This window comes from Sphingomonas aestuarii, from assembly GCF_054457155.1.
The window spans coordinates 66,542-86,042 of the sequence record NZ_JBTKVV010000001.1; the positions used below are offsets into that span (position 1 = coordinate 66,542).

General features: G+C 66.1%; 21 protein-coding genes. 11 read left to right on the top strand and 10 right to left on the bottom strand.

The genetic code is table 11. The features are described 5' to 3' along the window. The 7 genes from ACX0GZ_RS00325 (at position 1) to ACX0GZ_RS00355 (ending at position 7,085) form a co-directional block, all read left to right on the top strand. Positions 1–831, top strand: a complete 831-nt coding sequence (locus tag ACX0GZ_RS00325; protein ID WP_458811999.1) for a 4-(cytidine 5'-diphospho)-2-C-methyl-D-erythritol kinase — start codon at positions 1–3, stop codon at positions 829–831. Between the two features lie 118 nt (positions 832–949). Then, positions 950–1,681 (top strand): enoyl-CoA hydratase/isomerase family protein, encoded by a 732-nt coding sequence (locus ACX0GZ_RS00330; protein WP_458812002.1) that lies wholly within the window; start codon positions 950–952, stop codon positions 1,679–1,681. Then, entirely contained in the window at positions 1,678–2,391 is a 714-nt protein-coding gene (locus tag ACX0GZ_RS00335; RefSeq protein WP_458812005.1) for an N-formylglutamate amidohydrolase, read from the top strand. Before ACX0GZ_RS00330 ends, ACX0GZ_RS00335 begins: the two co-directional genes overlap by 4 nt. 27 nt (positions 2,392–2,418) lie before the next feature. Beyond that, positions 2,419–4,140, top strand: coding sequence for a dihydroxy-acid dehydratase (gene ilvD, locus ACX0GZ_RS00340; RefSeq protein WP_458812008.1), 1,722 nt, complete (start codon positions 2,419–2,421; stop codon positions 4,138–4,140). Continuing rightward, positions 4,127–4,483, top strand: coding sequence for a hypothetical protein (locus ACX0GZ_RS00345; RefSeq protein WP_458812011.1), 357 nt, complete (start codon positions 4,127–4,129; stop codon positions 4,481–4,483). The genes ilvD and ACX0GZ_RS00345 overlap by 14 nt, the downstream gene beginning before the upstream one ends. Next, positions 4,480–5,892 (top strand): NAD(P)H-hydrate dehydratase, encoded by a 1,413-nt coding sequence (locus ACX0GZ_RS00350; protein WP_458812013.1) that lies wholly within the window; start codon positions 4,480–4,482, stop codon positions 5,890–5,892. The genes ACX0GZ_RS00345 and ACX0GZ_RS00350 overlap by 4 nt, the downstream gene beginning before the upstream one ends. Continuing rightward, positions 5,889–7,085 carry a class I SAM-dependent RNA methyltransferase gene (locus tag ACX0GZ_RS00355; protein ID WP_458812016.1) on the top strand — a complete coding sequence of 399 codons (1,197 nt, stop codon included), beginning with the start codon at positions 5,889–5,891 and terminating at the stop codon, positions 7,083–7,085. The genes ACX0GZ_RS00350 and ACX0GZ_RS00355 overlap by 4 nt, the downstream gene beginning before the upstream one ends. Here ACX0GZ_RS00355 and truA read toward each other — a convergent pair. Further along, positions 7,076–7,816 (bottom strand): tRNA pseudouridine(38-40) synthase TruA, encoded by a 741-nt coding sequence (gene truA, locus ACX0GZ_RS00360; RefSeq protein WP_458812019.1) that lies wholly within the window; start codon positions 7,814–7,816, stop codon positions 7,076–7,078. The genes ACX0GZ_RS00355 and truA overlap by 10 nt on opposite strands. Beyond that, positions 7,813–8,715, bottom strand: a complete 903-nt coding sequence (fmt, locus tag ACX0GZ_RS00365; RefSeq protein WP_458812022.1) for a methionyl-tRNA formyltransferase — start codon at positions 8,713–8,715, stop codon at positions 7,813–7,815. Before fmt ends, truA begins: the two co-directional genes overlap by 4 nt. Positions 8,716–8,768: 53 nt before the next feature. Between fmt and recR the strand changes: the two genes are divergently transcribed. The 3 genes from recR (at position 8,769) to ACX0GZ_RS00380 (ending at position 11,479) form a co-directional block, all read left to right on the top strand. Next, positions 8,769–9,365: a recombination mediator RecR gene (gene recR, locus ACX0GZ_RS00370; protein WP_458812026.1), complete on the top strand. Its 597-nt coding sequence runs from the start codon at positions 8,769–8,771 to the stop codon at positions 9,363–9,365. Between the two features lie 96 nt (positions 9,366–9,461). Continuing rightward, complete coding sequence (gene def / locus ACX0GZ_RS00375) at positions 9,462–9,989, top strand: peptide deformylase (RefSeq protein ID WP_458812029.1); 528 nt, start codon at positions 9,462–9,464, stop codon at positions 9,987–9,989. Between the two features lie 80 nt (positions 9,990–10,069). Further along, entirely contained in the window at positions 10,070–11,479 is a 1,410-nt protein-coding gene (locus ACX0GZ_RS00380; RefSeq protein WP_458812032.1) for a DNA recombination protein RmuC, read from the top strand. A gap of 57 nt (positions 11,480–11,536) precedes the next feature. Here the strand turns inward: ACX0GZ_RS00380 and ACX0GZ_RS00385 are convergent, their stop codons facing one another. The 8 genes from ACX0GZ_RS00385 to ACX0GZ_RS00420 all read right to left on the bottom strand — a co-directional run bounded on the left by ACX0GZ_RS00385 (position 11,537) and on the right by ACX0GZ_RS00420 (position 17,612). After that, the gene (locus ACX0GZ_RS00385) at positions 11,537–12,217 is read right to left on the bottom strand and encodes an META domain-containing protein (protein WP_458812035.1); all 681 of its coding nucleotides are present in this window, start codon (positions 12,215–12,217) and stop codon (positions 11,537–11,539) included. Positions 12,218–12,299: 82 nt separating this feature from the next. Beyond that, positions 12,300–13,112, bottom strand: coding sequence for a TrmH family RNA methyltransferase (locus ACX0GZ_RS00390; RefSeq protein WP_458812038.1), 813 nt, complete (start codon positions 13,110–13,112; stop codon positions 12,300–12,302). Between the two features lie 186 nt (positions 13,113–13,298). Next, the gene (locus ACX0GZ_RS00395; RefSeq protein ID WP_458812041.1) at positions 13,299–13,571 is read right to left on the bottom strand and encodes an HPr family phosphocarrier protein; all 273 of its coding nucleotides are present in this window, start codon (positions 13,569–13,571) and stop codon (positions 13,299–13,301) included. After that, a complete protein-coding gene (locus ACX0GZ_RS00400) occupies positions 13,568–13,975 on the bottom strand; it encodes a PTS sugar transporter subunit IIA (protein ID WP_458812044.1) in 408 nt (135 codons plus the stop codon). The genes ACX0GZ_RS00395 and ACX0GZ_RS00400 overlap by 4 nt, the downstream gene beginning before the upstream one ends. Continuing rightward, positions 13,972–14,910, bottom strand: a complete 939-nt coding sequence (gene rapZ, locus ACX0GZ_RS00405; protein WP_458812048.1) for an RNase adapter RapZ — start codon at positions 14,908–14,910, stop codon at positions 13,972–13,974. The genes ACX0GZ_RS00400 and rapZ overlap by 4 nt, the downstream gene beginning before the upstream one ends. Then, the gene (locus ACX0GZ_RS00410; protein ID WP_458812051.1) at positions 14,907–15,347 is read right to left on the bottom strand and encodes an HPr kinase/phosphorylase; all 441 of its coding nucleotides are present in this window, start codon (positions 15,345–15,347) and stop codon (positions 14,907–14,909) included. Before ACX0GZ_RS00410 ends, rapZ begins: the two co-directional genes overlap by 4 nt. Continuing rightward, positions 15,344–16,936, bottom strand: a complete 1,593-nt coding sequence (locus ACX0GZ_RS00415; protein WP_458812054.1) for a sensor histidine kinase — start codon at positions 16,934–16,936, stop codon at positions 15,344–15,346. The genes ACX0GZ_RS00410 and ACX0GZ_RS00415 overlap by 4 nt, the downstream gene beginning before the upstream one ends. Beyond that, the gene (locus ACX0GZ_RS00420; RefSeq protein ID WP_458812057.1) at positions 16,905–17,612 is read right to left on the bottom strand and encodes a response regulator transcription factor; all 708 of its coding nucleotides are present in this window, start codon (positions 17,610–17,612) and stop codon (positions 16,905–16,907) included. Before ACX0GZ_RS00420 ends, ACX0GZ_RS00415 begins: the two co-directional genes overlap by 32 nt. Positions 17,613–17,746: 134 nt before the next feature. Here ACX0GZ_RS00420 and ACX0GZ_RS00425 point away from each other — a divergent pair, with 134 nt between their 5' ends. Beyond that, the gene (locus ACX0GZ_RS00425; protein ID WP_458812060.1) at positions 17,747–19,390 is read left to right on the top strand and encodes a phosphoenolpyruvate carboxykinase; all 1,644 of its coding nucleotides are present in this window, start codon (positions 17,747–17,749) and stop codon (positions 19,388–19,390) included. The last annotated feature ends 111 nt before the right edge of the window (positions 19,391–19,501 follow it).

Consider the following 19,501-nt stretch of genomic DNA (forward strand, 5'->3'; position numbering starts at 1 on the left):
ATGATCGTCGAACCCGCTCCGGCCAAGCTCAACCTGTCGCTCCATGTCCGCGCGCGACGCGACGACGGTTATCACGAACTGGAAACGCTGTTCGTGTTCGTGGGTCACGGCGACCTGCTGACCATCGCGGATGCCGAATCGCCTGCATTCACGGTGACCGGGCCGTTTGCGGAGGCGCTTGGCGGAGAGGGCGACAACCTCGTGCTGCGCGCCGAACGCGCGTTCCGGGCCGAGGTCGCGCCGTTGCCGCCGCTGTCGGTGACGCTCGACAAGCGCCTGCCGGTCGCATCGGGGATGGGCGGCGGATCGGCGGACGCCGCGGCGATGCTGCGGGCGATGGCGCGCCGCGCTGGAGTGGCGATGGACGATGCCCGGCTGCGCGCGGTTGCCGAGGCGCTGGGCAGCGACGTCCCCGCCTGTCTGCTCGGGCGCACCGCGATTGGGCGCGGACGCGGGGAGGATTTGACGCCGGTTGCCGGGGCTGCGGGAATGCCGGTGCTGCTGGTCAATCCGGGGGTCGCGCTATCCACCGCGGCGGTGTTTGTAGGCTGGGACCGGATCGATCGCGGCGGCTTGCCCGATGGCGAGCTGATCGCCGCCGCGATCAAGGCGCGCAACGATCTGGAGCCGCCCGCCCGCGCCATTGCGCCTGCGATCGGCGACGTGCTGGACCGGCTGGCCGCCGCGCCTGGCGTGCGGCTGGCGCGGATGTCGGGATCGGGGGCGACCTGTTTCGCATTGTTCGACGATGCCGCCGACCGCGCGGCGGCGGCGCACGCCATCCGGCACGCCGAGCCGCATTGGTGGGCCATGGAAACCGAACTCGCGTGACGGCAACATCTTGTTCGTATTTGCGCGGCTATCCTGTCGCCGCGGATCACGCGCCGGGAGCGAATCGTCCGTGGATGGTCCTAGCTGCGGCGGGCGCCATCCTCCCCGGCTGGGCGCGATGATCCGGCTCGACCAGCACGGCGGCATCGCCCGTATCGTTATCGATCGCGGCCGCGCGCGCAATGCGTTCGACCTTGCCGGATGGCGCAGCCTCAGCGATGCGGTCGCGCGCATCGATGCCCATACTCGCATGGTCATCTTTTGCTCCGCCGATCCGGCGAGCTTCTCGGCGGGGGCGGACATTGCCGAGATTGCGGCGAGCCGGATGGCGCCGGGCTGGGGGGCGCGCTTCCTGACCGACATGCGCGCGGCGATCGACGGGATTGCCGCGCTGCCGATGCCGGTGATCGCCGCGATCGATGGCGGCTGTTTCGGCGCGGCGGTCGCGCTGGCGCTGGCGGCGGACGTGCGGATCGCAGGCGAAGCCGCGCGCTTCGCGGTGACGCCCGCCAAGCTGGGGCTGCTCTACCCGGCGATCGACGTGCAGCGCCTGATCGCCGTGGTCGGACGCGGACAGGCATCGCGCCTATTGCTGACGGGCGATGCGATCGACGCGGCGGAGGCGGCGCGCATCGGCCTGGTCGAACAGGTGGTGCCGGACGCTTCGGAGGCCGCGCAAAAAATGGCGGAGCGGATCGCAGCCAATAAACCGGGCGCAGTCATCGGACTGAAAGCAACTTTGCGCCATCCCGATTCCGCGCTGCACGATGCGGCATTTCTGGATGCGCTGTCGGGTGATGAATTGCGCGACGGCCTCGCCGGGTTTGCCGCGCGAAAGGAACGGCGATGAGCATCTGCGACATCATCGGTGGCGGCGATCCGGGCGTGTTGTTGCTGTGCGACCATGCGTCCAACCGCGTCCCCGACGATATCGATCTGGGCATCGATCCGGCGTTGCTGGACCGGCATATCGCCATCGACATCGGGGCCGCGCCGCTGACTCGCGCGCTGGCGTCCGCGCTCGATGCGCCTGCGATCCTCGCCACCGTTTCGCGGCTGGTCATCGACCTCAATCGCGAAGTCGGGCATGGCGGGCTGATCCCCGAACGCAGCGACGGGCATACGATCTTCGGCAATGTCGATCTCGATCCCGCCGATCGGATCGCGCGGTTCCACCGTCCCTATCACGCGACGATCGAGGCTGAGATCGATCGCTGCCGCCCCACGCTGATCGTCGCGGTCCACAGTTTCACGCCCGCGCTGGAGACGGGGGGAGCGGACCGGCCGTGGGAAGTCGGCATCCTGTCGAACCGCGACCGTCGCGCCGCCGATATCATATTGTCCCTTCTCATGAAGCAGGGTTTCGTCGTTGGTGACAATCAGCCTTATTCGGGTGAACTCCTGAACGCCACGCTCGACCGCCATGCCGAGGGCAATGGCATTCCGTCTTTCAGTCTGGAAATCCGCAACGACCGGATCGGCGACGATGCGGGGGTTGCGCGCTGGGCGGAAATTCTCGCGCCCATCATCGCAACCGTGCGTAATAGACTTGCGCAATAAGGCGCGTTCGCGACATAGGCGTGCGCCATGAGCACCCCATTCGACAAATCCCGCCTGCCCAGCCGCCACGTGTCGGTCGGCCCAGAACGCGCGCCGCACCGCAGCTATTACTATGCGATGGGCATTTCCGAAGCGGACATCGCCAAGCCGTTCGTCGGCATCGCCAGCGCGGGCAACGATTCGGCGCCATGTAACACGACACTCGATTTTCAGGCCGATGCGGCGCGCGCGGGGGTGATCGCTGGCGGCGGCATGCCGCGTCGGTTCAACACCATCACCGTAACCGACGGCATCGCGATGGGGCATCAGGGGATGAAATCCTCGCTGGTCAGCCGCGAGGTCATCGCCGATTCGGTCGAGTTGAGCGTGCGCGGCCATTGCTATGACGCGCTCGTCACCTTTGCCGGGTGCGACAAATCGCTCCCCGGCATGATGATGGCGATGCTGCGGCTGAACGTTCCGTCGATCTTCGTCTATGGCGGATCGATCCTGCCGGGCCGGTTCCAGGACCATGACGTCACCGTCGTCGATGTGTTCGAGGCGGTCGGCCAGTTCGCTGCGGGGAACTGTCCGCTGAGCCAGTTGACCGCGCTTGAGAAGGTCGCCTGTCCCGGCCACGGCGCCTGCGGTGGTCAGTTCACCGCGAACACGATGGCGTGCGTGGGCGAAGCGATCGGATTGTCGTTGCCGAACAGCAACATGGTGCCCGCTCCTTACAAGAGCCGTGAAGAAATCGCAATCGCCGCGGGCGAGCAGGTGATGCATCTGCTGGAAGCCAATATCCGCCCGCGCGACATCTGCACCCGCGAAGCCTTCATCAACGCGGCGCGGGTGGTCGCGGCGACCGGGGGATCGACCAACGCGGCGCTTCACCTGCCGGCGATGGCCAATGAATGCGGCATCGAGTTTGACCTTCATGACGTGGCCGAGGCTTTTAAATCAACGCCCTACATCGCCGATCTGAAACCCGGTGGCAAATATGTCGCCAAGGACATGCACGAGGCGGGCGGCGTTTACATGCTGATGAAGACGATGCTGTCGGGCGGCTTTCTCGACGGCAATTGCCTGACGGTGACCGGCAAGACGCTGGGCGAGAATATCGACCAGGTGACGTGGAACCCGGATCAGAAAGTGATCTTCGATGTCGCTGCACCCATTACTCCGACCGGCGGCGTGGTCGGACTGCGCGGATCGCTTGCCCCCGAAGGCGCGATCGTCAAAGTCGCAGGGATGGCGCGGCTGCAATTCGCCGGACCGGCGCGGGTGTTCGACTGCGAGGAAGACGCCTTCGCCGCGGTCGAAGCGCGCGACATTGCCGAGGGCTGCGTGATCGTCATCCGTTATGAAGGGCCGAAGGGCGGCCCCGGTATGCGCGAAATGCTGTCGACCACCGCTGCGCTCTACGGTCTGGGGCTGGGCGAGAAGGTGGCGCTCATCACCGACGGTCGGTTTTCCGGGGCGACGCGCGGATTCTGCATCGGCCATGTCGGGCCGGAAGCCGCGGAAGGTGGGCCGATCGGGCTGGTCGAGGATGGCGACATCATCCGCATCGATGCGGAAGCCGGGACGATCGACCTCGACGTGGCGGACGCTGTGCTTGCCGCGCGCCGCGCCGCCTGGGCCGCGCGCACCAACGATTATCAGTCGGGCGCATTGTGGCGCTATGCCCGGAATGTCGGTCCCGCCTATAAAGGCGCGGTCACCCATCCCGGAGCGAGCGCCGAAACCCATGTCTATGCGGATATCTGATGCGGCTATATTGCTGATTTCGACGCTGCTGGTTGGCGGTTGCGGCGAGCAGAGCGGCGAGTTGCCGGTCGAGGCCGATGCGATTGCGTGTGCGATCGGCGAAGGAGCCGCGATGGCCGATGGCTGCACCGTCGAGCGTAGCACAACGAACGACGGCACGTTGCTGACGATCCGTCAGCCCGATGGCGGGTTTCACCGACTGCGCATGGCGACGGACGGCACGATTCGTTCAGCGGATGGTGCCGAACCGGCTCAGGCGACGCCGGTGGGGGATGGCCGGATCGACGTGACGGTGGGCAATGCCCGTTATCGCCTGCCCGCGACGACGCCGCCCGCATCATGAGGCGCGTGCCGCCCGGCGCGCCGATCCTGACCGCCGATGCGATGCGCAGGGCCGAAGCGGCGGCCTTTGCGCGCGGTGTTTCGCAGACCGAGTTGATGGCGCGCGCAGGCCTCGCCGTCGCGCGCGAAGTGCACCGTTACGTCAGGGGACGCGCGCTGCTGGTGCTCGCCGGGCCAGGCAATAATGGCGGCGACGCCTATGTCGCCGCGCGGCTGCTGAGCGAATGGGGCCATGACGTCATGGTGGCGGCGCTGGGCAAAGCCGGTGCAGGCGCGGCAGCGGAGGCGCGGCGGCATTGGACCGGCGCGACCGTTCCGCTGGCCGAGGCGAGCGGGCGGGCCGTGCTGGTGGACGGCCTGTTCGGCACCGGCCTGACGCGGCCCATCGGGGGCGACATTGCTGCTCGTGTCGGACGGTTCCGCGAAGAGGCCGAAATGGTCGTTGCGATCGACGTGCCGTCGGGGGTGGACAGCGACCGGGGCGTTGTGCCGGGCTATGCGGTTCGCGCCGACCTTACCTTGGCGCTTGGCGCGCTGAAGCCATGCCATCTGCTGACGGAAGCCGCTGCCCGTTCGGGCCATGTCGTGCTCGTCGATCTTGGAATCGCGATCGAGTCTGAATGGCTCACGCTGGCGCGGCCCGAGCCGCTGAGGCCGGAGCGTGACGCGCACAAGTTCACCCGCGGGCTGGCGCTTGTGGTCGGCGGCGCGATGGCCGGCGCGTCGCGGCTGGCGGCATCCGCAGCCCTGCGTGCCGGGGCAGGCTATGTCATGCTTGCGACACCGGATGGCGAGCGTGGTTCGGATGATGCAATCGTTGCAAGGAAACTTTCGGAAACCGCCGACCTGACACCATTTATTGATGAACGTAAGCCGAATGCGCTGTGCATCGGGCCGGGGCTGGGTCGCGATGCGCGGGCTTCCGGGCTGATCGACGCGGCGCTTGCTGCCGACATGGCGCTGGTCCTAGATGGCGATGCGCTCTCGGTGCTCGGACATGACGCCGCGCGCCGGGTGTCCGAGTGGGGTGCCCCGACCATCCTCACCCCGCATGGCGGCGAGTTCGACCGGATGTTCGGCACCAGCGCGGTGTCGAAGATCGACCGCACGCTCGACGCCGCGCGCCAAAGTGGCGCGATCATCGTCCACAAGGGCGCGGATACGGTGATCGCGCATCCTGACGGGCGCGTGGTCGTGTCGGCGGCGGCGGCGTCGACGCTGGCGACGGCGGGGTCCGGGGACGTGCTTGCCGGGCTGATTGCGGGAAGGCTTGCGACGGGTGGCGATCTCTGGGCTGCGGTGTCTGCCGCCGCGTGGCTCCACATGCGCGCGGCCGAACTGGCCGGACCGGGGCTGGTCGCGGACGACCTGATCGCGCATAGCGCCGCCGCGATGCAGGAGGTGTGGTGAGCGAAGGCGAAGTGATCGTGCGGGTGGCCGCACGCGGCGACGGGGTGACCGACAGCGGACGCCATGCGGCCTTCGCCGCGCCCGGCGACAGGCTGCGCGCCGATAGCGTCGTGGTGCCGGGACCGCATCATGCGACGCCGCCCTGCCGTCATTTCCCGACTTGCGGCGGATGCCAACTCCAGCATCTCGATGACGAAAGCTATGGCCGTTTCGTCAGCGACCGGATTGCGGGCGCGCTTGCCGCACAGGGGTTGAGTGCGCCGCTCCGTCGGCCGCATCTGTCGCCGCCGCGCAGCCGCCGCCGTGCGACCTTTCATGCCGAGCGCCGCGGCAATGCGATCCTGTTGGGGTTTTCCGAAGCGGGAGCGAGTACGCTCGTCGACCTTGCCGAATGCCATGTGGTCCGGCCTGAAATATTCACGCTAATTAATCCGTTACGTGGGCTTCTTCACGATCTGGTCAATCCGCGCTCACGCGCCGATGTGCATGTCACGCTCGCCGATCAGGGGCTCGATATCCTGGTGAAGGGGGTGTCCGCCGATGGCCTCGCCTTTGCCGAGCAACTGCCCGATTTCGCCGAACGGCACGGTATCGCCCGGCTCGCGATCGACGACGGCTATGGTCCCGAGACGCGCTGGGAACCTCGCCCCGTCACGATCACGCTGGGCGGCGTGCCGGTGGCATTGCCCCATGCCGCGTTTCTTCAGGCGACCGAGGACGGCGAAGGGGTGTTGGTCGAGTGCGTCCGCGAAGCCGTTGGCGATGCCGGGACGGTCGCCGATCTATTCGCCGGGCTCGGCACTTTCGCGCTCAATTTGGGCGGCAAGATCTACGCGGGCGAGGCGGGGCGCGAGCCGGTGCTGGCGCTGAAGGCAGCCGCATCGCTCGCGGGAAGGGCGATCTTCGCCGATCACCGTGACCTGTATCGCCGTCCGCTGACACCTGCCGAACTCGATCGGTTCGACGCCCTTGTGCTCGATCCGCCGCGTGCCGGCGCGCGCGAGCAGGTCACCAACATCGCCGCGTCCGGGGCGAAGCGATTGGCTTATGTTTCGTGCAATCCCAGCAGTTTCGCGCGCGATACAAAGATATTGTGCGAGGCCGGGTTCGACATCGACTGGGTGCAACCGGTGGGTCAGTTCCGCTGGTCCACCCATGTCGAGCTGGCCGCGCTGCTGACCCGTCAGGGATAATCGGCGCGCAGAAAATAGAGTCCGTCGGGCGGCGCGTTGAACCCCAGTTGCGCGCGATCCTTTGCCGCGAGCACGCGCGCAATGTCGTCGGGCGACCATTTGCCCTGACCGACCAGCGCCAGACAGCCGACCATCGATCGCACCTGATGGTGGAGGAAGGAGCGCGCCGACGCGAACACGCTGATCCGGTCGCCATCGCCGACCACATCCAGCCGGTCGAGCGTGCGCAGCGCGCTGTCCGCCTGACAATGCGCCGAGCGGAAAGTCGTGAAATCGTGCCGCCCCACCAGCTGCGCCGCGCCCGCCTGCATTGCCGCGACATCGAGCGCCTGCGGCATGCGCCACGCCAGCCCGCGTTCCCAGGTCAGCGGCGCGCGGCGCATGACGATGCGGTATTCATAGTGACGCGCGGTGCAGGAGAAGCGCGCATGCCAGTCGTCGGGCACCATCTCGCACGCCAGGATCGCCACCGGATGCGGACGGAGCCTGGCGTTGAGCGCCTCCATCAGGCGGAACGGCGCGATCTCCTTTGCGATCTCGACATGCGCGCGCATCCCCAGCGCATGAACGCCCGCGTCGGTGCGACCGGCGGCGTGGACCAGCGCATGTTCGCCGGTGATCGCGTGCGCGGCATCCTCGATCGCCTGCTGCACGCTCGGGCCGTGATCCTGATGCTGCCAGCCCATGAAGGGGCGGCCGTCATATTCGATCGTCAGGGCAAAGCGGGTCAAAGCCGGGTGCCCTTGGGGATCGCGAAGCCGCGCAGCAGTTCGGCCGCGGTCATGACGCCACGCCCCGCGCGCTGTACGCGGACCGGGCGGATTGCGGCAGCCGAGCAAGCGATGGTGAGCGCGTCGTCGATCACCTCCCCGGCTTCGCCTGCGCGTTCAAAGACTTCGGCTGCCAGAATACGCACCCGCTCTCCGGCATGTTCGAAAAAAGCGCCCGGCATCGGCGCGAAGGCCCGGACTTGCCGTTCAACCTCAATCGCGGAACGGGTGAAGTCCAGCCTTGCTTCGGCTTTGTCGATCTTGGCGGCATGGGTGATGCCCTCGCCGGGTTGCGGCACTGGTGGGTAGGCATCGGGCTCGTGCAGTACCTCTACCATCAGTCGCGCGCCCAAGCCTGCGAGTTCGTCGGTCAGGTCGCCGGTGGTCTTGCCGTCGATGGGGGTGCGTCCTTCCAGCCGCACCGGCCCGGTATCGAGCCCCGCCTCCATCTGCATGATCCCGACGCCGGTTTCCGCGTCGCCCGCAAGGATCGCGCGCTGGATCGGCGCCGCGCCCCGCCAGCGCGGGAGCAGCGATCCGTGGACGTTGAGGCAGCCGAGGCGCGGTGCATCCAGAATCGCGCGCGGAAGCAACAGGCCATAGGCGGCAACCACCGCGACATCGGCATTCAGCGTGGCAAATTCGGCCTGCACCTCTGCACCCTTCAGCGAGACCGGCGTTCGCACCGCAATTCCCAGTTCTTCGGCGCGGCGCTGGACGGGCGAGGGGGTCAGCGCCTTGCCACGCCCGGCGCGGCGCGGGGGCTGGCTATAGGCTGCCACCACGTCATGCCCGGCGGCGAACAGCGCATCGAGCGTCGGTACGGCGAAATCGGGAGTGCCCATGAAAATGATACGCATGGCCGCTCTGTCGCCGCTTGGCAGGGGGCCTTGCAAGCCCCTATGTCGCGAACATGGCATCGCCCGAAATCGACATGCTGACCCAAGCCTTGTCCCGCCTGCCCGGATTGGGTCCGCGATCGGCACGCCGCGCGGTGCTGCATCTGCTCAAGAAGCGCGAAACGGCGCTGAAACCGCTACTCGCCGCGCTTGGCGCAGTCGACGATCGACTCGCGACGTGCTCGGTGTGCGGCAATATCGATACCAGCGATCCGTGCGGCATCTGCACCGATCCGCGCCGCGATGCGCGGTCGCTGTGCGTGGTCGAGGAAGTGGCGGACCTGTGGGCGCTCGACCGTTCGCGGTTGTTTCCGGGCAAATTTCATGTGCTGGGCGGGCGGCTTTCCGCGCTAGAAGGCGTGCGGCCCGAGGATCTGGCGATCGACGTTTTGGTCCGTCGTATCTCGGAAGGGGGGATCGACGAGGTGGTGCTGGCGATGAATGCGACTCTGGAGGGTCAGACCACCGCTCACTATGTCGCCGAACGGATCGAGGGCTATCCGGTGCGCGTCACCCAGCTTGCACACGGACTGCCTGTGGGCGGCGAACTCGATTATCTGGACGAGGGGACGCTGGCGCAGGCGCTGCGCGCGCGCCGTCCGCTTGCTTGACGCAAAGCGGCGGCGAACCTATCTGAAAGCCATATATTCCGCGTGATCGTGCCGCCGACAAGGCTGGCGCCGCGCCTCCAAAGAAGTGAATCTGTCATGGCCGTCCTGCCCATCGTCGAAGTTCCCGATCCGCGTCTGAAACTGGTGTCATCGCCAGTCGAGGGAGTCGATGACGACCTCCGCGCGCTGATCGCCGACATGTTCGACACCATGTATGCCGCCAACGGCATCGGGCTGGCCGCGATACAGGTCGGCGTGCCCAAGCGCGTGCTGGTGATGGACTTGCAGGAAGAGGAAGATGAGGACGGCAAGCCGATCCGAGCCCCGCGCGTCTTCATCAATCCGGAAATCCACGATCCGGCGGACGAACAGTCGCTGTATAACGAGGGCTGCCTGTCGGTTCCCGACCAATATGCCGAGGTCGAACGGCCCAGGTCGTGCCGCGTCACCTGGCTGGACGAGGACGGCAAGCCGCATGACGAAGTGTTCGATGGGCTGCTCGCGACCTGCATCCAGCATGAGATGGATCATCTGAACGGGATCGTTTTCCTCGACCATCTGTCGCGGTTGAAGCGCCAGATGATCATGAAAAAACTCGACAAGCAGCGCCGCGCGGCGGCCTGATCCCCGCTCGCCGCATCGGCCTTGCCCAACCGGTCGCGCCGCCTTAGGTTCGCGCTTCGTTCCTGAAGGGTGGGCAAGGCATGGATCCGGTCGCAATATTGTTGGTGGTGTTGGCGCTGGCGATCGGCGGCGCGGTCGGCTGGTATCTTGGCAGCCGGGGGGCGGTCGAGGCGCGCGAGGAACGCGACCGGCGCGAGATCGATTTCAAATCCGCGATCGCCGATCTGGCGCGCGCCGAGGAGCGTGCCGCCGAAGTGCCGCAGTTACGCGTCGCGCTCGCCGACATGCGGGCCGACCGTGACGCCAAGGCGGTCGAACTGGCGACGCTGAAAGCGGAAGCGAGCGCGTTCGAAAGCCGGTTGAAAGACCTGCGCGAAAATCAGGACGTGTTGACCGGGCAATTCCGCGAAGTGGCGGGTAAGCTGCTGACGGAGGCGCAATCGACGTTCCTGACCCGCGCGAACGAGCGGTTCAGCGAAGAGGGCAAGTCGAACGAGGCCAGGCTGAAGGCGCTGTTGAACCCCGTCGAAACGACGCTCAAGCGCTACGAGCAAGGCTTGCGCGAAGTCGAGAAGGAACGTGCCGACAGCTATGGCGCGCTGCGCGAGGCGGTGGCCGAGGTGAAATCGTCGCTGGGCGAAACCCGCACCGAAACCGCCAAGCTGGTCAACGCACTGCGTGCCGCGCCAAAGGCGCGCGGACGCTGGGGCGAGCAGCAGTTCCGCAACCTGATCGAACTCGCCGGACTCGACCAGCATGTCGATTTCGGCGCGGAAGTGTCGGTCACGACCGAGGATGGTCAGCTTCGCCCCGATTTCATCATCCGCCTGCCGGGCGACCAGCAACTGATCGTCGACGTCAAATGCGTGCTCGATTCGTACATGACCGCAGCCGAGGCGACCTCGAACGAGGAACGCCAGGCGGCGATGACGGCGCATGCGCGCGCGGTGCGCAGCCATGCCGATGCGCTTTCCAAAAAGGCCTATTGGGCTCAGTTCGAAAAAGCGCCCGATTTCGTCATCATGTATATTCCGGGCGACAATTTCCTGTCGGGCGCGCTCGAAATCGACATGGAATTGTGGGAACGCGCCGCGCGCAACCGCGTCATCATCGCCGGACCGTCGGCGTTCCTGCCGCTTGCGCGCACCGTCGCGTCGATGTGGCGCCAGCAGAAGGTGACCGAGGACGCCAAGGAAATCGCGCGGCTGGGAAAGGAGATGTACGAGCGGCTGGCGACGGCGGCGACCCATCTGCGCCGGGTCGGCAACGGACTGAACAGCGCGGTCGATAATTACAACAAGTTCGTGTCCAGCTTCGACGGGCGCGTGCTGGTGACCGCGCGGCGGTTTCAGGCGCTGAACGTCGATACCGGCAATGCCAGCCTCGATCCGGTCGAGCCGGTCGATGCGCTGTCGCGCGCGCCGATGCTCGATTCGCTGCCCGCGCCGGATGAGGAGAGCGCGGAAGTCGAAGCGAAGGCGGCGGAGTAGTATTCGTCACCCCGGCACTGTGACCTGGGTGACGAGGATGGCCCCTGCGCGGTGTTCTTATTCCGAAACGATCCGAACCAAAGTCGCGCTCCGCCCCTCGGTCCCGACCAGCCGGATCGAACCGTCGCGCATCGGATAGGCGACCATCGGGTCGTTGAGCAGATCGGTCAGCGCCGCCTCGACGTCGCCCGCTTCGCCCATGCACGCCATGCGTGTCATCGCAAGGCGAGGCGTGCTCAGGCGTCCGGCCTGAATCGTGTACCCCCCTGTGAAGCGGTTGCAGCCGGTCGATCCGCTCACCCGGTCTTCGGTAAAGGCGACGGTTGCGGGGCGGGCCAGGGTGACGGCGGTGTCGCCGATCGACGCGATCCGCCATTCGCTGCCGTCGAGGCTGCGCGCATCCGGGTAGGCGCGGCCGCAACCGCTCAGTGTGCGGCGACCGATCTTCAAGCGAACGGTGTCGGCGAAGCGCCGGTCGCTCATCCCGTCGCTGCATTCCTGGTTGCGGATGACGACCGTCATCGCGCGCGTGCGATAGACGAGATTGCCGTTTGCGGCCTGCGCGCGCGGCTTCCGGACGACGGTTTCGCGATCCTCGACATCGTCATAGACGATCCGGTCGCGCGTGATGGTCAGCGACCAGAAGGGCTCGGTCCCGACCGCGCGATAGGCGTAAGGGTCGGCCTGCGCGTCCTGCGCAAGCGGGGCCAGCATCATCGACAGGGCGGCGGCAATCATTTCAGGCAGGGACTCCGACAAATCCGCTCTAATCGTAAATGGCGCACCGCCCCAAGTCACCATTCGGTTAGTCCGGTTCGCCTTAACGCCGGCTTTCCGATGCGCGGCGCTGGTTGAGCACTTCATACGCCATCACCGCAGTCGCGACGGCGGCATTCAGGCTGTCGGCCTTGCCCAGCATAGGGATCTTGACGCGAACGTCGCAGGCGGCGGCCATGTGCGGCGGCATCCCTTGCGCTTCGTTGCCGGTGAGCAGGAAGGTCGGTGCCTGATAGTCGGGCGTCTGGTAATCGACCGCGCCGTCGAGCGACAGCCCGACGAGTTGCCCCGGCCCTGCGCGCAACCACGGCTCGAACTCGTCCCAGGTCGCGCGCGCCACGGGAATCGTGAACAGCGCGCCCATGCTGGCGCGCACCGCCTCGACCGAAAAGGGATCGACGCAATCGTCGAGCAGAATGACGCCGCCCGCGCCGACCGCATCGGCGGTGCGCAGGATCGTCCCCAGATTGCCGGGATCGCGCAGGCGCTCGGCGACCAGCCAGAGCGGTGAGGTATTGCGATCGATCCGTTCCAGCCCGGTATCGAACTCGCGATAGACGCCGACGACGGCACCTGGATTGTCCTTGCCCGAAATCTTGGACAGGATGTCGGGGTTGGTCAGGATCGCGTCGCCATGATCGGCCTCGACCGCGGCGATCAGTTTCTGGACCAGCGGGTGCCGGGCGCTGTCGGGGGCATACCAGAGCTGGTCGGGGAGCGCGCCCGCCTCGCGCGCCTCGGTCAGTATGCGCAGCCCTTCGGCCAGGAATTTGCCCTGTTCGCGGCGGTGGCGCTTTTCGCGCAGGTTGCGCGCGGATTTGACCAGCGGGTTCGAGAAAGCGGTGATTTCACGCATTCATAAAATCCAAAACCCCAGGTCCGTTCGTTTCGAGCGAAGTCGAGAAACGCGAGCTTGATCGAGCATCAGCGTTTCTCGACTTCGCTCGAAACGAACGGGGGGAGGGGCGGTTTCGATCAACCCATCCAAGAAGGGCAGCATTTCGACAAGCTCATTACGAACGAGGGAGGGATTAGGTCGCGATTATTCCTCGCCAAACTTTTCCGCAACCAGCGCCGTCAGCGCCTCGACCGCGTCGTGCGCGCCGTCGCCTGCCGCGCTGATGGTGATCGTGTCGCCCTTCGCGGCGCCCAGCATCATCAGCCCCATGATCGAGGTCGCCGTCACCGAAGAGCCGTCCTTTTCGACCGTCACCTCGACCGGGTGGGCAGAGGCGAGGGTCACGAACTTGGCACTCGCCCGCGCGTGCAGCCCGCGCTTGTTGGTGATCTCGATCCGCCGAATGACAGCCGTCACGCAGCCGCCTCGCCCAGAACCTCGGAAGCGACGGTGATGTATTTGCGGCCCGCCTCGCGCGCGGCGGCGACGGCGTCGACGACCTTCATCGCCTTGCGTGCGCCGCCCAGTCGGATCAGCATCGGCAGGTTGATGCCCGCAATCACCTCTACCTTTCCGGGTTCGAGCAGCGATATGGCAAGGTTCGACGGCGTGCCCCCGAAGAGGTCGGTCAGCACGATCACGCCCTGGCCCGCATCGACATCGGATATGGCGGTGGCGATGTCGGCGCGGCGTTCCTCCATGTCGTCGTCGGGACCGATCGACACTGGCACGATCCGCTCCTGATTGCCCACGACATGCGCCATTGCGACGACGAACTCGTGGGCCAGACGCCCATGAGTCACCAAAACCAAACCGATCATTGACCCGTATTCCCGCGTGTTTCCGTCCTGACGACCGGAGCCGGCTCTAGCGCGTCTTGCGGCGCTGTACCCAGATCACGATGGTATAGCGTGGGCGAAAATCCCTCGTCGCGCAACCTCTTCGCGACACGTTCGGCGACATGGACCGACCGGTGTCTCCCCCCGGTACAGCCGATCGCTACGGTCAGATAGGATTTCCCCTCCGCCCGGTAACGCGGGAGCAGATCGACAATCAGTTGCTCGATTCGGTCCACCAGCGGATAGGCCGGATCGGCGCGAACATAGTTGGCGACGGCGGCATCCTGACCGGTGCCGGGGCGCAATTCGGGCACCCAATGCGGATTTTGCAGAAAGCGCATGTCGAACACCAGATCGGCGTTGCTGGGCAGGCCGCGGGCGAAGCCGAACGACATGACGGTCAGCGTCGGCCCCTCGCGCCCTTCGCCGAAGGTGTTGCGGATCAGGCTGGCGAGTTCGTTCGATCGCAAATTGGTGGTGTCGATCAGCCGGTTGGCCCAGCGGCGGAGCGGCATCAATTGCTCGCGTTCGCGCGCGATCCCGTCGACGGCGGGGCGGTCGAGCGCCAGCGGATGGCGCCTGCGTGTTTCGGAATAGCGGCGCTCCAGTTCGACGCCTGCACATTCGAGAAACAGCGTTCCGATCTCGTGACCGTGATCCTCGCGCAGCTTCTTGATCCGCTTGACGATCCGCTCGGCATCGAAACCGCGCGTCGTCGTCCCGAACCCGACCGCCAGCGGCGCATCGTCGCGCCCGTCATCGGGAAGCGCGGTGCCGAGCAATCGTTCGAGCAGCAGGACGGGCAGATTGTCGACCGTCTCCCACCCCAGATCCTCCAGCGTGCGCAGCACGGTCGACTTGCCCGCGCCCGACATGCCGGTGACGAGCAGGATATGCTTGGGCGGCGCTTTGCTCATGACCGGTGCGCACCCAGCGTCGCGGCCAGCGCGCGCTCTACCTTGATCGGTGCAGACGGCTCCAGCAGCGACAGCCGCAGTTCGGGCAGCATCACTCCGGCGATGGCGCGCCGCGCATCGTCTTCGGGCATCCGCACCGGATCGGTGTCGGCAACGACGACCAGCGCCACAGGAAGGTCGGTCACATGATCGACTTCGATCAATCCCAGCCCGCGCACTTCCATCCGGCCCGCGATGTTGGCGGGCGGCGATGCGCTCAGCGTTCCGTCGCGGCGAGTGAGGATGGTGTAATCGTCGCTGACCAGCGCCGCGCCGCGATCGATCAGGCGCAGCGCCAGATCGGACTTGCCGGTGCCCGATCGCCCCTCGATCAGCACCGCTTGCCCGCCAATCGCCACGCAACTGGCATGCAATGTTTCCGACGATAACCGGCTCATCGTTCCTCACTCCGCCGTTCGCGCGCCTTGGGCAGTCTGACGACGAAGCGCGCGCCGCGGCCTCCGTCGCCGCGCGACTCGACCGCGATTGCGCCCTGATGCGCCTCGACGATCGTCCGCGCGATGGCAAGGCCCAGCCCCGAATGCTTGCCGAAACTTTCCGCATCGGGACGGTCCGAATGGAACCGGCGGAAAATCGCCTCTCGCGCATCGTCGGCGACGCCCGGTCCCTGATCTTCGACGCTCACCTCGACCCAGTCGTGCAGATCGGCGATGCGGACCGTCACCGTGCCGCCGGGGGGCGAGAAGGACAGCGCGTTGGCGATCAGATTGTCGAACACCCGCTCCAGCCGTGCGCCTTCGCCCAGCACCGTCGCGGGTTCGCCGGGGACCGCGCCCAGTTCGATCGTCACGCCTTCCGGCATGGCGCGCTGGCGATAACCGTCGATGATCGCAGCAAGCATCCCGCTCATGTCCACTTGTTCGAACTGCGCGCGGCTCAACTGCGCATCGAGGCGGGAGGCGTCCGAAATGTCGGTAATCAGCCGGTCGAGCCGCAACACATCGTCGTGGATCACGGCAATTAATTGTGCCCGGAGCAAGGGATCCTCGATCCGCTCCAGCCCCTCGACCGCCGACCGCAGAGAGGCGAGGGGGTTTTTCAGTTCGTGCGTCACATCCGCCGCAAAGGCCTCGGTCGCATCGATACGGGCGCGCAGTGCCTGACTCATGTCCGACAGCGCGCGGGCGAGCATCCCGATTTCGTCGCGGCGATCGGGCAGACGGGGCACGACGACCTCCCGCGCGCGGCCCAGCCGCACCCGGAGCGCAGCGCGCGCAAGATGACGCAAGGGCCGGACGATGGTGCGCGCGAGGAACAGCGACAGCAGCAGCGACAGCAGCACCGCGATGCCCAGCACCATCGTCAGACGAAAGCGTTCGACGCGCACCGTCTCGGTGATGTCCACCGCATTGTCGGTGGTCAGGATGGTGTTGCCGCGATTGCCGAGCGGGGCGGCGGCGGTCAGCACCGGCGTCCGGTCCGGCGCGCGCCAGACGCTGGCGGTCGCGGCGCGCGCGCTGCTCGCGGTGACCACATCGGGCCACCGCAGCCCTTCGTCGGGGCCGCGCTCGCGGAACAGCGGATCGCGTGGATTGGCGACGATGGTATCGATCGCCGCGTCCAGAGCGCGGGCGAAATCCTGTTGCCACGGCTCCTTGTCGGGGTCGCGCAGCTGGAAGTTGCGGACTCCCAGCGCCAGGCTGTCGCTGATCGTCGTGCCGTCGGCATTGTACAGGCGGATGCGCTTGTCGGTGATCCGCGCAAGCCGCATCACCAGCCCTTCGCGTTCGGGCGGCGGCGCGGCCATGATCGCCTGGGAGATCAGCTGCGCCTCTGCGCTCGCCAGCGCCAGCCGGTTATCGACGATCCGCGCGCGATAGGTATCGAGGTAGAAGAATCCGCCCGCGACCAGCCCGAGCGCCAGCGCGTTAACCGCCAATATCCGGGCGGTAAGCGACACGCGCCCCGACCAGCGGAGCGAGAGGTCGCGGTCGTCATTCGTCGTTGAATCGGTATCCGGCGCCATAGAGCGTCTCAATGGCGTCGAATGTGGAGTCGACCTGGCGGAATTTGCGGCGGACGCGCTTGATATGGCTGTCGATGGTGCGATCGTCGACGTAGATATCGTCCTGATAGGCGGCATCCATCAGTTGGTTGCGCGATTTGACGACGCCGGGACGCTGCGCCAGCGTCTCCAGAATCATGAACTCGGTGACGGTCAGCGTGACTGCTTCGCCGCCCCAGGTGACGCGGTGGCGCGCCGGGTCCATCATCAGCTTGCCGCGTTCGAGGATGGCGGGCGCTTCCTGATCGCTGCCGTCGCCGACGCGCACGCTGGCATCGGTGCGGCGCAGGATGGCGCGGATGCGCGCGATCAGCAGGCGTTGGGAAAACGGCTTGGCGATGTAATCGTCCGCGCCCATCGCCAGCCCCAGCGCCTCGTCCAGTTCGTCGTCCTTGCTGGTCAGGAAAATGACCGGAATCTGGCTCTTTTCGCGCAGGCGACGCAGCATTTCTAGGCCGTCCATCCGCGGCATCTTGATGTCGAGCACGGCCAGATCGGGCGGGTTTTCGGCAAAGGCCTTGAGCGCGGTCTCACCGTCCGAATAAACGCGCGTCAGAAAGCCTTCGGCCTGAAGCGCGATCGATACCGAGGTCAGGATGTTGCGGTCGTCGTCGACCAGCGCGATCGTCGCCGTCATCGCGCGGCAGGCTGTGGTTTCGATCCCATCGCCAATGCCTAGACCAAAAAGCGGCACGGCTCAATTCGCGGTAACCGGTTACCTGATTGACCCGATGCGAGTCGGACCATAAGCGCGAGGCAAAATACATATGTATGCGATCCGAAAATGCGGACGCTGGGGAGAGAGAAGTGACTGATCGTAAACCGAGTTTCGACCTCTACGCGCAGGGCATCGCCACCGATGCGGCGCTCCATTGGAACCTCCAGACCGCAGCTTTGGTCGAACAGGCGCTGGTGCGCGGCGAGGGCAGGCTGGCCAAGGACGGGCCGCTGGTGGTTGCCACCGGCAAGCACACCGGGCGGTCGGCGCAGGACAAGTTCATCGTCCGCGACGCGGAAACCGAAGACAGCATCTGGTGGGGCAAGTCGAACAAGGCGATGACTCCTGAGCATTTCGCCGCGCTCAAGGCCGATTTTCTGGCCGCTCTGGGCGACAAGGACACGCTGTTCGTCCAGGATCTGTTCGGCGGATCGCAGGCGGAACACCGCGTCAACGTCCGCGTCATCAACGAGTTCGCCTGGCACAGCCTGTTCATCCGCACGATGCTGGTTCGCCCGGAAGCCGATGCGCTTGCCGGATTCCGCCCCGATTACACGATCATCGACCTGCCGAGCTTCCGCGCCGATCCCACGCGCCACGGCTGTCGCAGCGAAACGGTGATCGCGGTCAGCTTCACCGAGAAGCTGATCCTGATCGGCGGCACCGCCTATGCCGGCGAGATGAAGAAAAGCGTGTTCGGGCTGCTCAACTATCTGCTGCCTGCCGACGGCATCATGCCGATGCATTGTTCGGCGAATATCGGACCCGATGGCGATACGGCGGTGTTCTTCGGCCTGTCCGGCACGGGCAAGACGACGCTCAGCGCCGACGCGAGTCGAACGCTGATCGGCGACGACGAACATGGCTGGTCGGACACGGCGGTCTTCAATTTCGAAGGCGGCTGCTATGCCAAGATGATCCACCTGTCCGAAGAGGCCGAGCCAGAAATCTTCACCACCACCAAGCGGTTCGGCACGGTGCTCGAAAATGTCGTGATGGACCCGGACACGCGCGAACTCGACCTCGACGACGCGACGCTCGCGGAGAATACCCGCGGCGCCTATCCGATCGACTTCATTCCGAATGCCTCTGAGAAGAATATGGGGCCGGTGCCGAAGAATATCGTGATGCTGACCGCCGATGCCTATGGCGTGCTGCCGCCGATCGCCAAACTGACGCCGGATCAGGCGATGTATCATTTTCTGTCGGGCTATACCGCGCGCGTCGCGGGCACCGAGATCGGCGTGACCGAGCCGGAGGCGACCTTCTCGACCTGTTTCGGCGCGCCGTTCATGCCGCGTCACCCGAGCGTCTATGGCAATCTGCTGAAAGAACGGATCGCCAAGGGCTCGGTCGATTGCTGGCTGGTCAATACTGGCTGGACCGGGGGCAAATATGGAGTCGGCAACCGCATGCCGATCAAGGCGACGCGCGCGCTGCTCAACGCTGCGCTCGACGGCAGCCTGAACGGGACCGAGTTCCGCACCGATCCCAATTTCGGGTTCAAGGTGCCGGTGAGCGTGCCGGGTGTGGACGACGCGATCCTCGATCCGCGCGAGACCTGGGCCGACAAGGCCGAATATGACGCGACCGCGGCGAAGCTCGTCGATCAATTCAACGAGAATTTCGCGCAATTCGCGGATGCGGTCGATGAGGGCGTGCGGCAATCCGCGCCGCGGGTGACGCAGCCGGCTTGAGAACATTCTCTCGTCATTCCCGCGAAGGCGGGAATCCATAGGCACTGACATGGGTTATGGATCCCCGCCTTCGCGGAAATGACGGATTGGATGGTTCGACGCTCGGGGTCG

Excerpts from the sequence above, each read along its gene's own strand:
- ACX0GZ_RS00325 (WP_458811999.1), top strand. The coding sequence starts at position 1 with ATGATCGTCGAACCCGCTCCGGCCAAGCTCAACCTGTCGCTCCATGTC.
- ACX0GZ_RS00330 (WP_458812002.1), top strand. The coding sequence starts at position 950 with ATGATCCGGCTCGACCAGCACGGCGGCATCGCCCGTATCGTTATCGAT.
- ACX0GZ_RS00335 (WP_458812005.1), top strand. The coding sequence starts at position 1,678 with ATGAGCATCTGCGACATCATCGGTGGCGGCGATCCGGGCGTGTTGTTG.
- ilvD (WP_458812008.1), top strand. The coding sequence starts at position 2,419 with ATGAGCACCCCATTCGACAAATCCCGCCTGCCCAGCCGCCACGTGTCG.
- ACX0GZ_RS00345 (WP_458812011.1), top strand. The coding sequence starts at position 4,127 with ATGCGGATATCTGATGCGGCTATATTGCTGATTTCGACGCTGCTGGTT.
- ACX0GZ_RS00350 (WP_458812013.1), top strand. The coding sequence starts at position 4,480 with ATGAGGCGCGTGCCGCCCGGCGCGCCGATCCTGACCGCCGATGCGATG.
- fmt (WP_458812022.1), bottom strand. The coding sequence starts at position 8,715 with ATGCGTATCATTTTCATGGGCACTCCCGATTTCGCCGTACCGACGCTC.
- recR (WP_458812026.1), top strand. The coding sequence starts at position 8,769 with ATGGCATCGCCCGAAATCGACATGCTGACCCAAGCCTTGTCCCGCCTG.
- def (WP_458812029.1), top strand. The coding sequence starts at position 9,462 with ATGGCCGTCCTGCCCATCGTCGAAGTTCCCGATCCGCGTCTGAAACTG.
- ACX0GZ_RS00380 (WP_458812032.1), top strand. The coding sequence starts at position 10,070 with ATGGATCCGGTCGCAATATTGTTGGTGGTGTTGGCGCTGGCGATCGGC.
- ACX0GZ_RS00385 (WP_458812035.1), bottom strand. The coding sequence starts at position 12,217 with ATGATTGCCGCCGCCCTGTCGATGATGCTGGCCCCGCTTGCGCAGGAC.
- ACX0GZ_RS00390 (WP_458812038.1), bottom strand. The coding sequence starts at position 13,112 with ATGCGTGAAATCACCGCTTTCTCGAACCCGCTGGTCAAATCCGCGCGC.
- ACX0GZ_RS00400 (WP_458812044.1), bottom strand. The coding sequence starts at position 13,975 with ATGATCGGTTTGGTTTTGGTGACTCATGGGCGTCTGGCCCACGAGTTC.
- rapZ (WP_458812048.1), bottom strand. The coding sequence starts at position 14,910 with ATGAGCAAAGCGCCGCCCAAGCATATCCTGCTCGTCACCGGCATGTCG.
- ACX0GZ_RS00410 (WP_458812051.1), bottom strand. The coding sequence starts at position 15,347 with ATGAGCCGGTTATCGTCGGAAACATTGCATGCCAGTTGCGTGGCGATT.
- ACX0GZ_RS00415 (WP_458812054.1), bottom strand. The coding sequence starts at position 16,936 with ATGGCGCCGGATACCGATTCAACGACGAATGACGACCGCGACCTCTCG.
- ACX0GZ_RS00420 (WP_458812057.1), bottom strand. The coding sequence starts at position 17,612 with ATGACGGCGACGATCGCGCTGGTCGACGACGACCGCAACATCCTGACC.
- ACX0GZ_RS00425 (WP_458812060.1), top strand. The coding sequence starts at position 17,747 with ATGCGATCCGAAAATGCGGACGCTGGGGAGAGAGAAGTGACTGATCGT.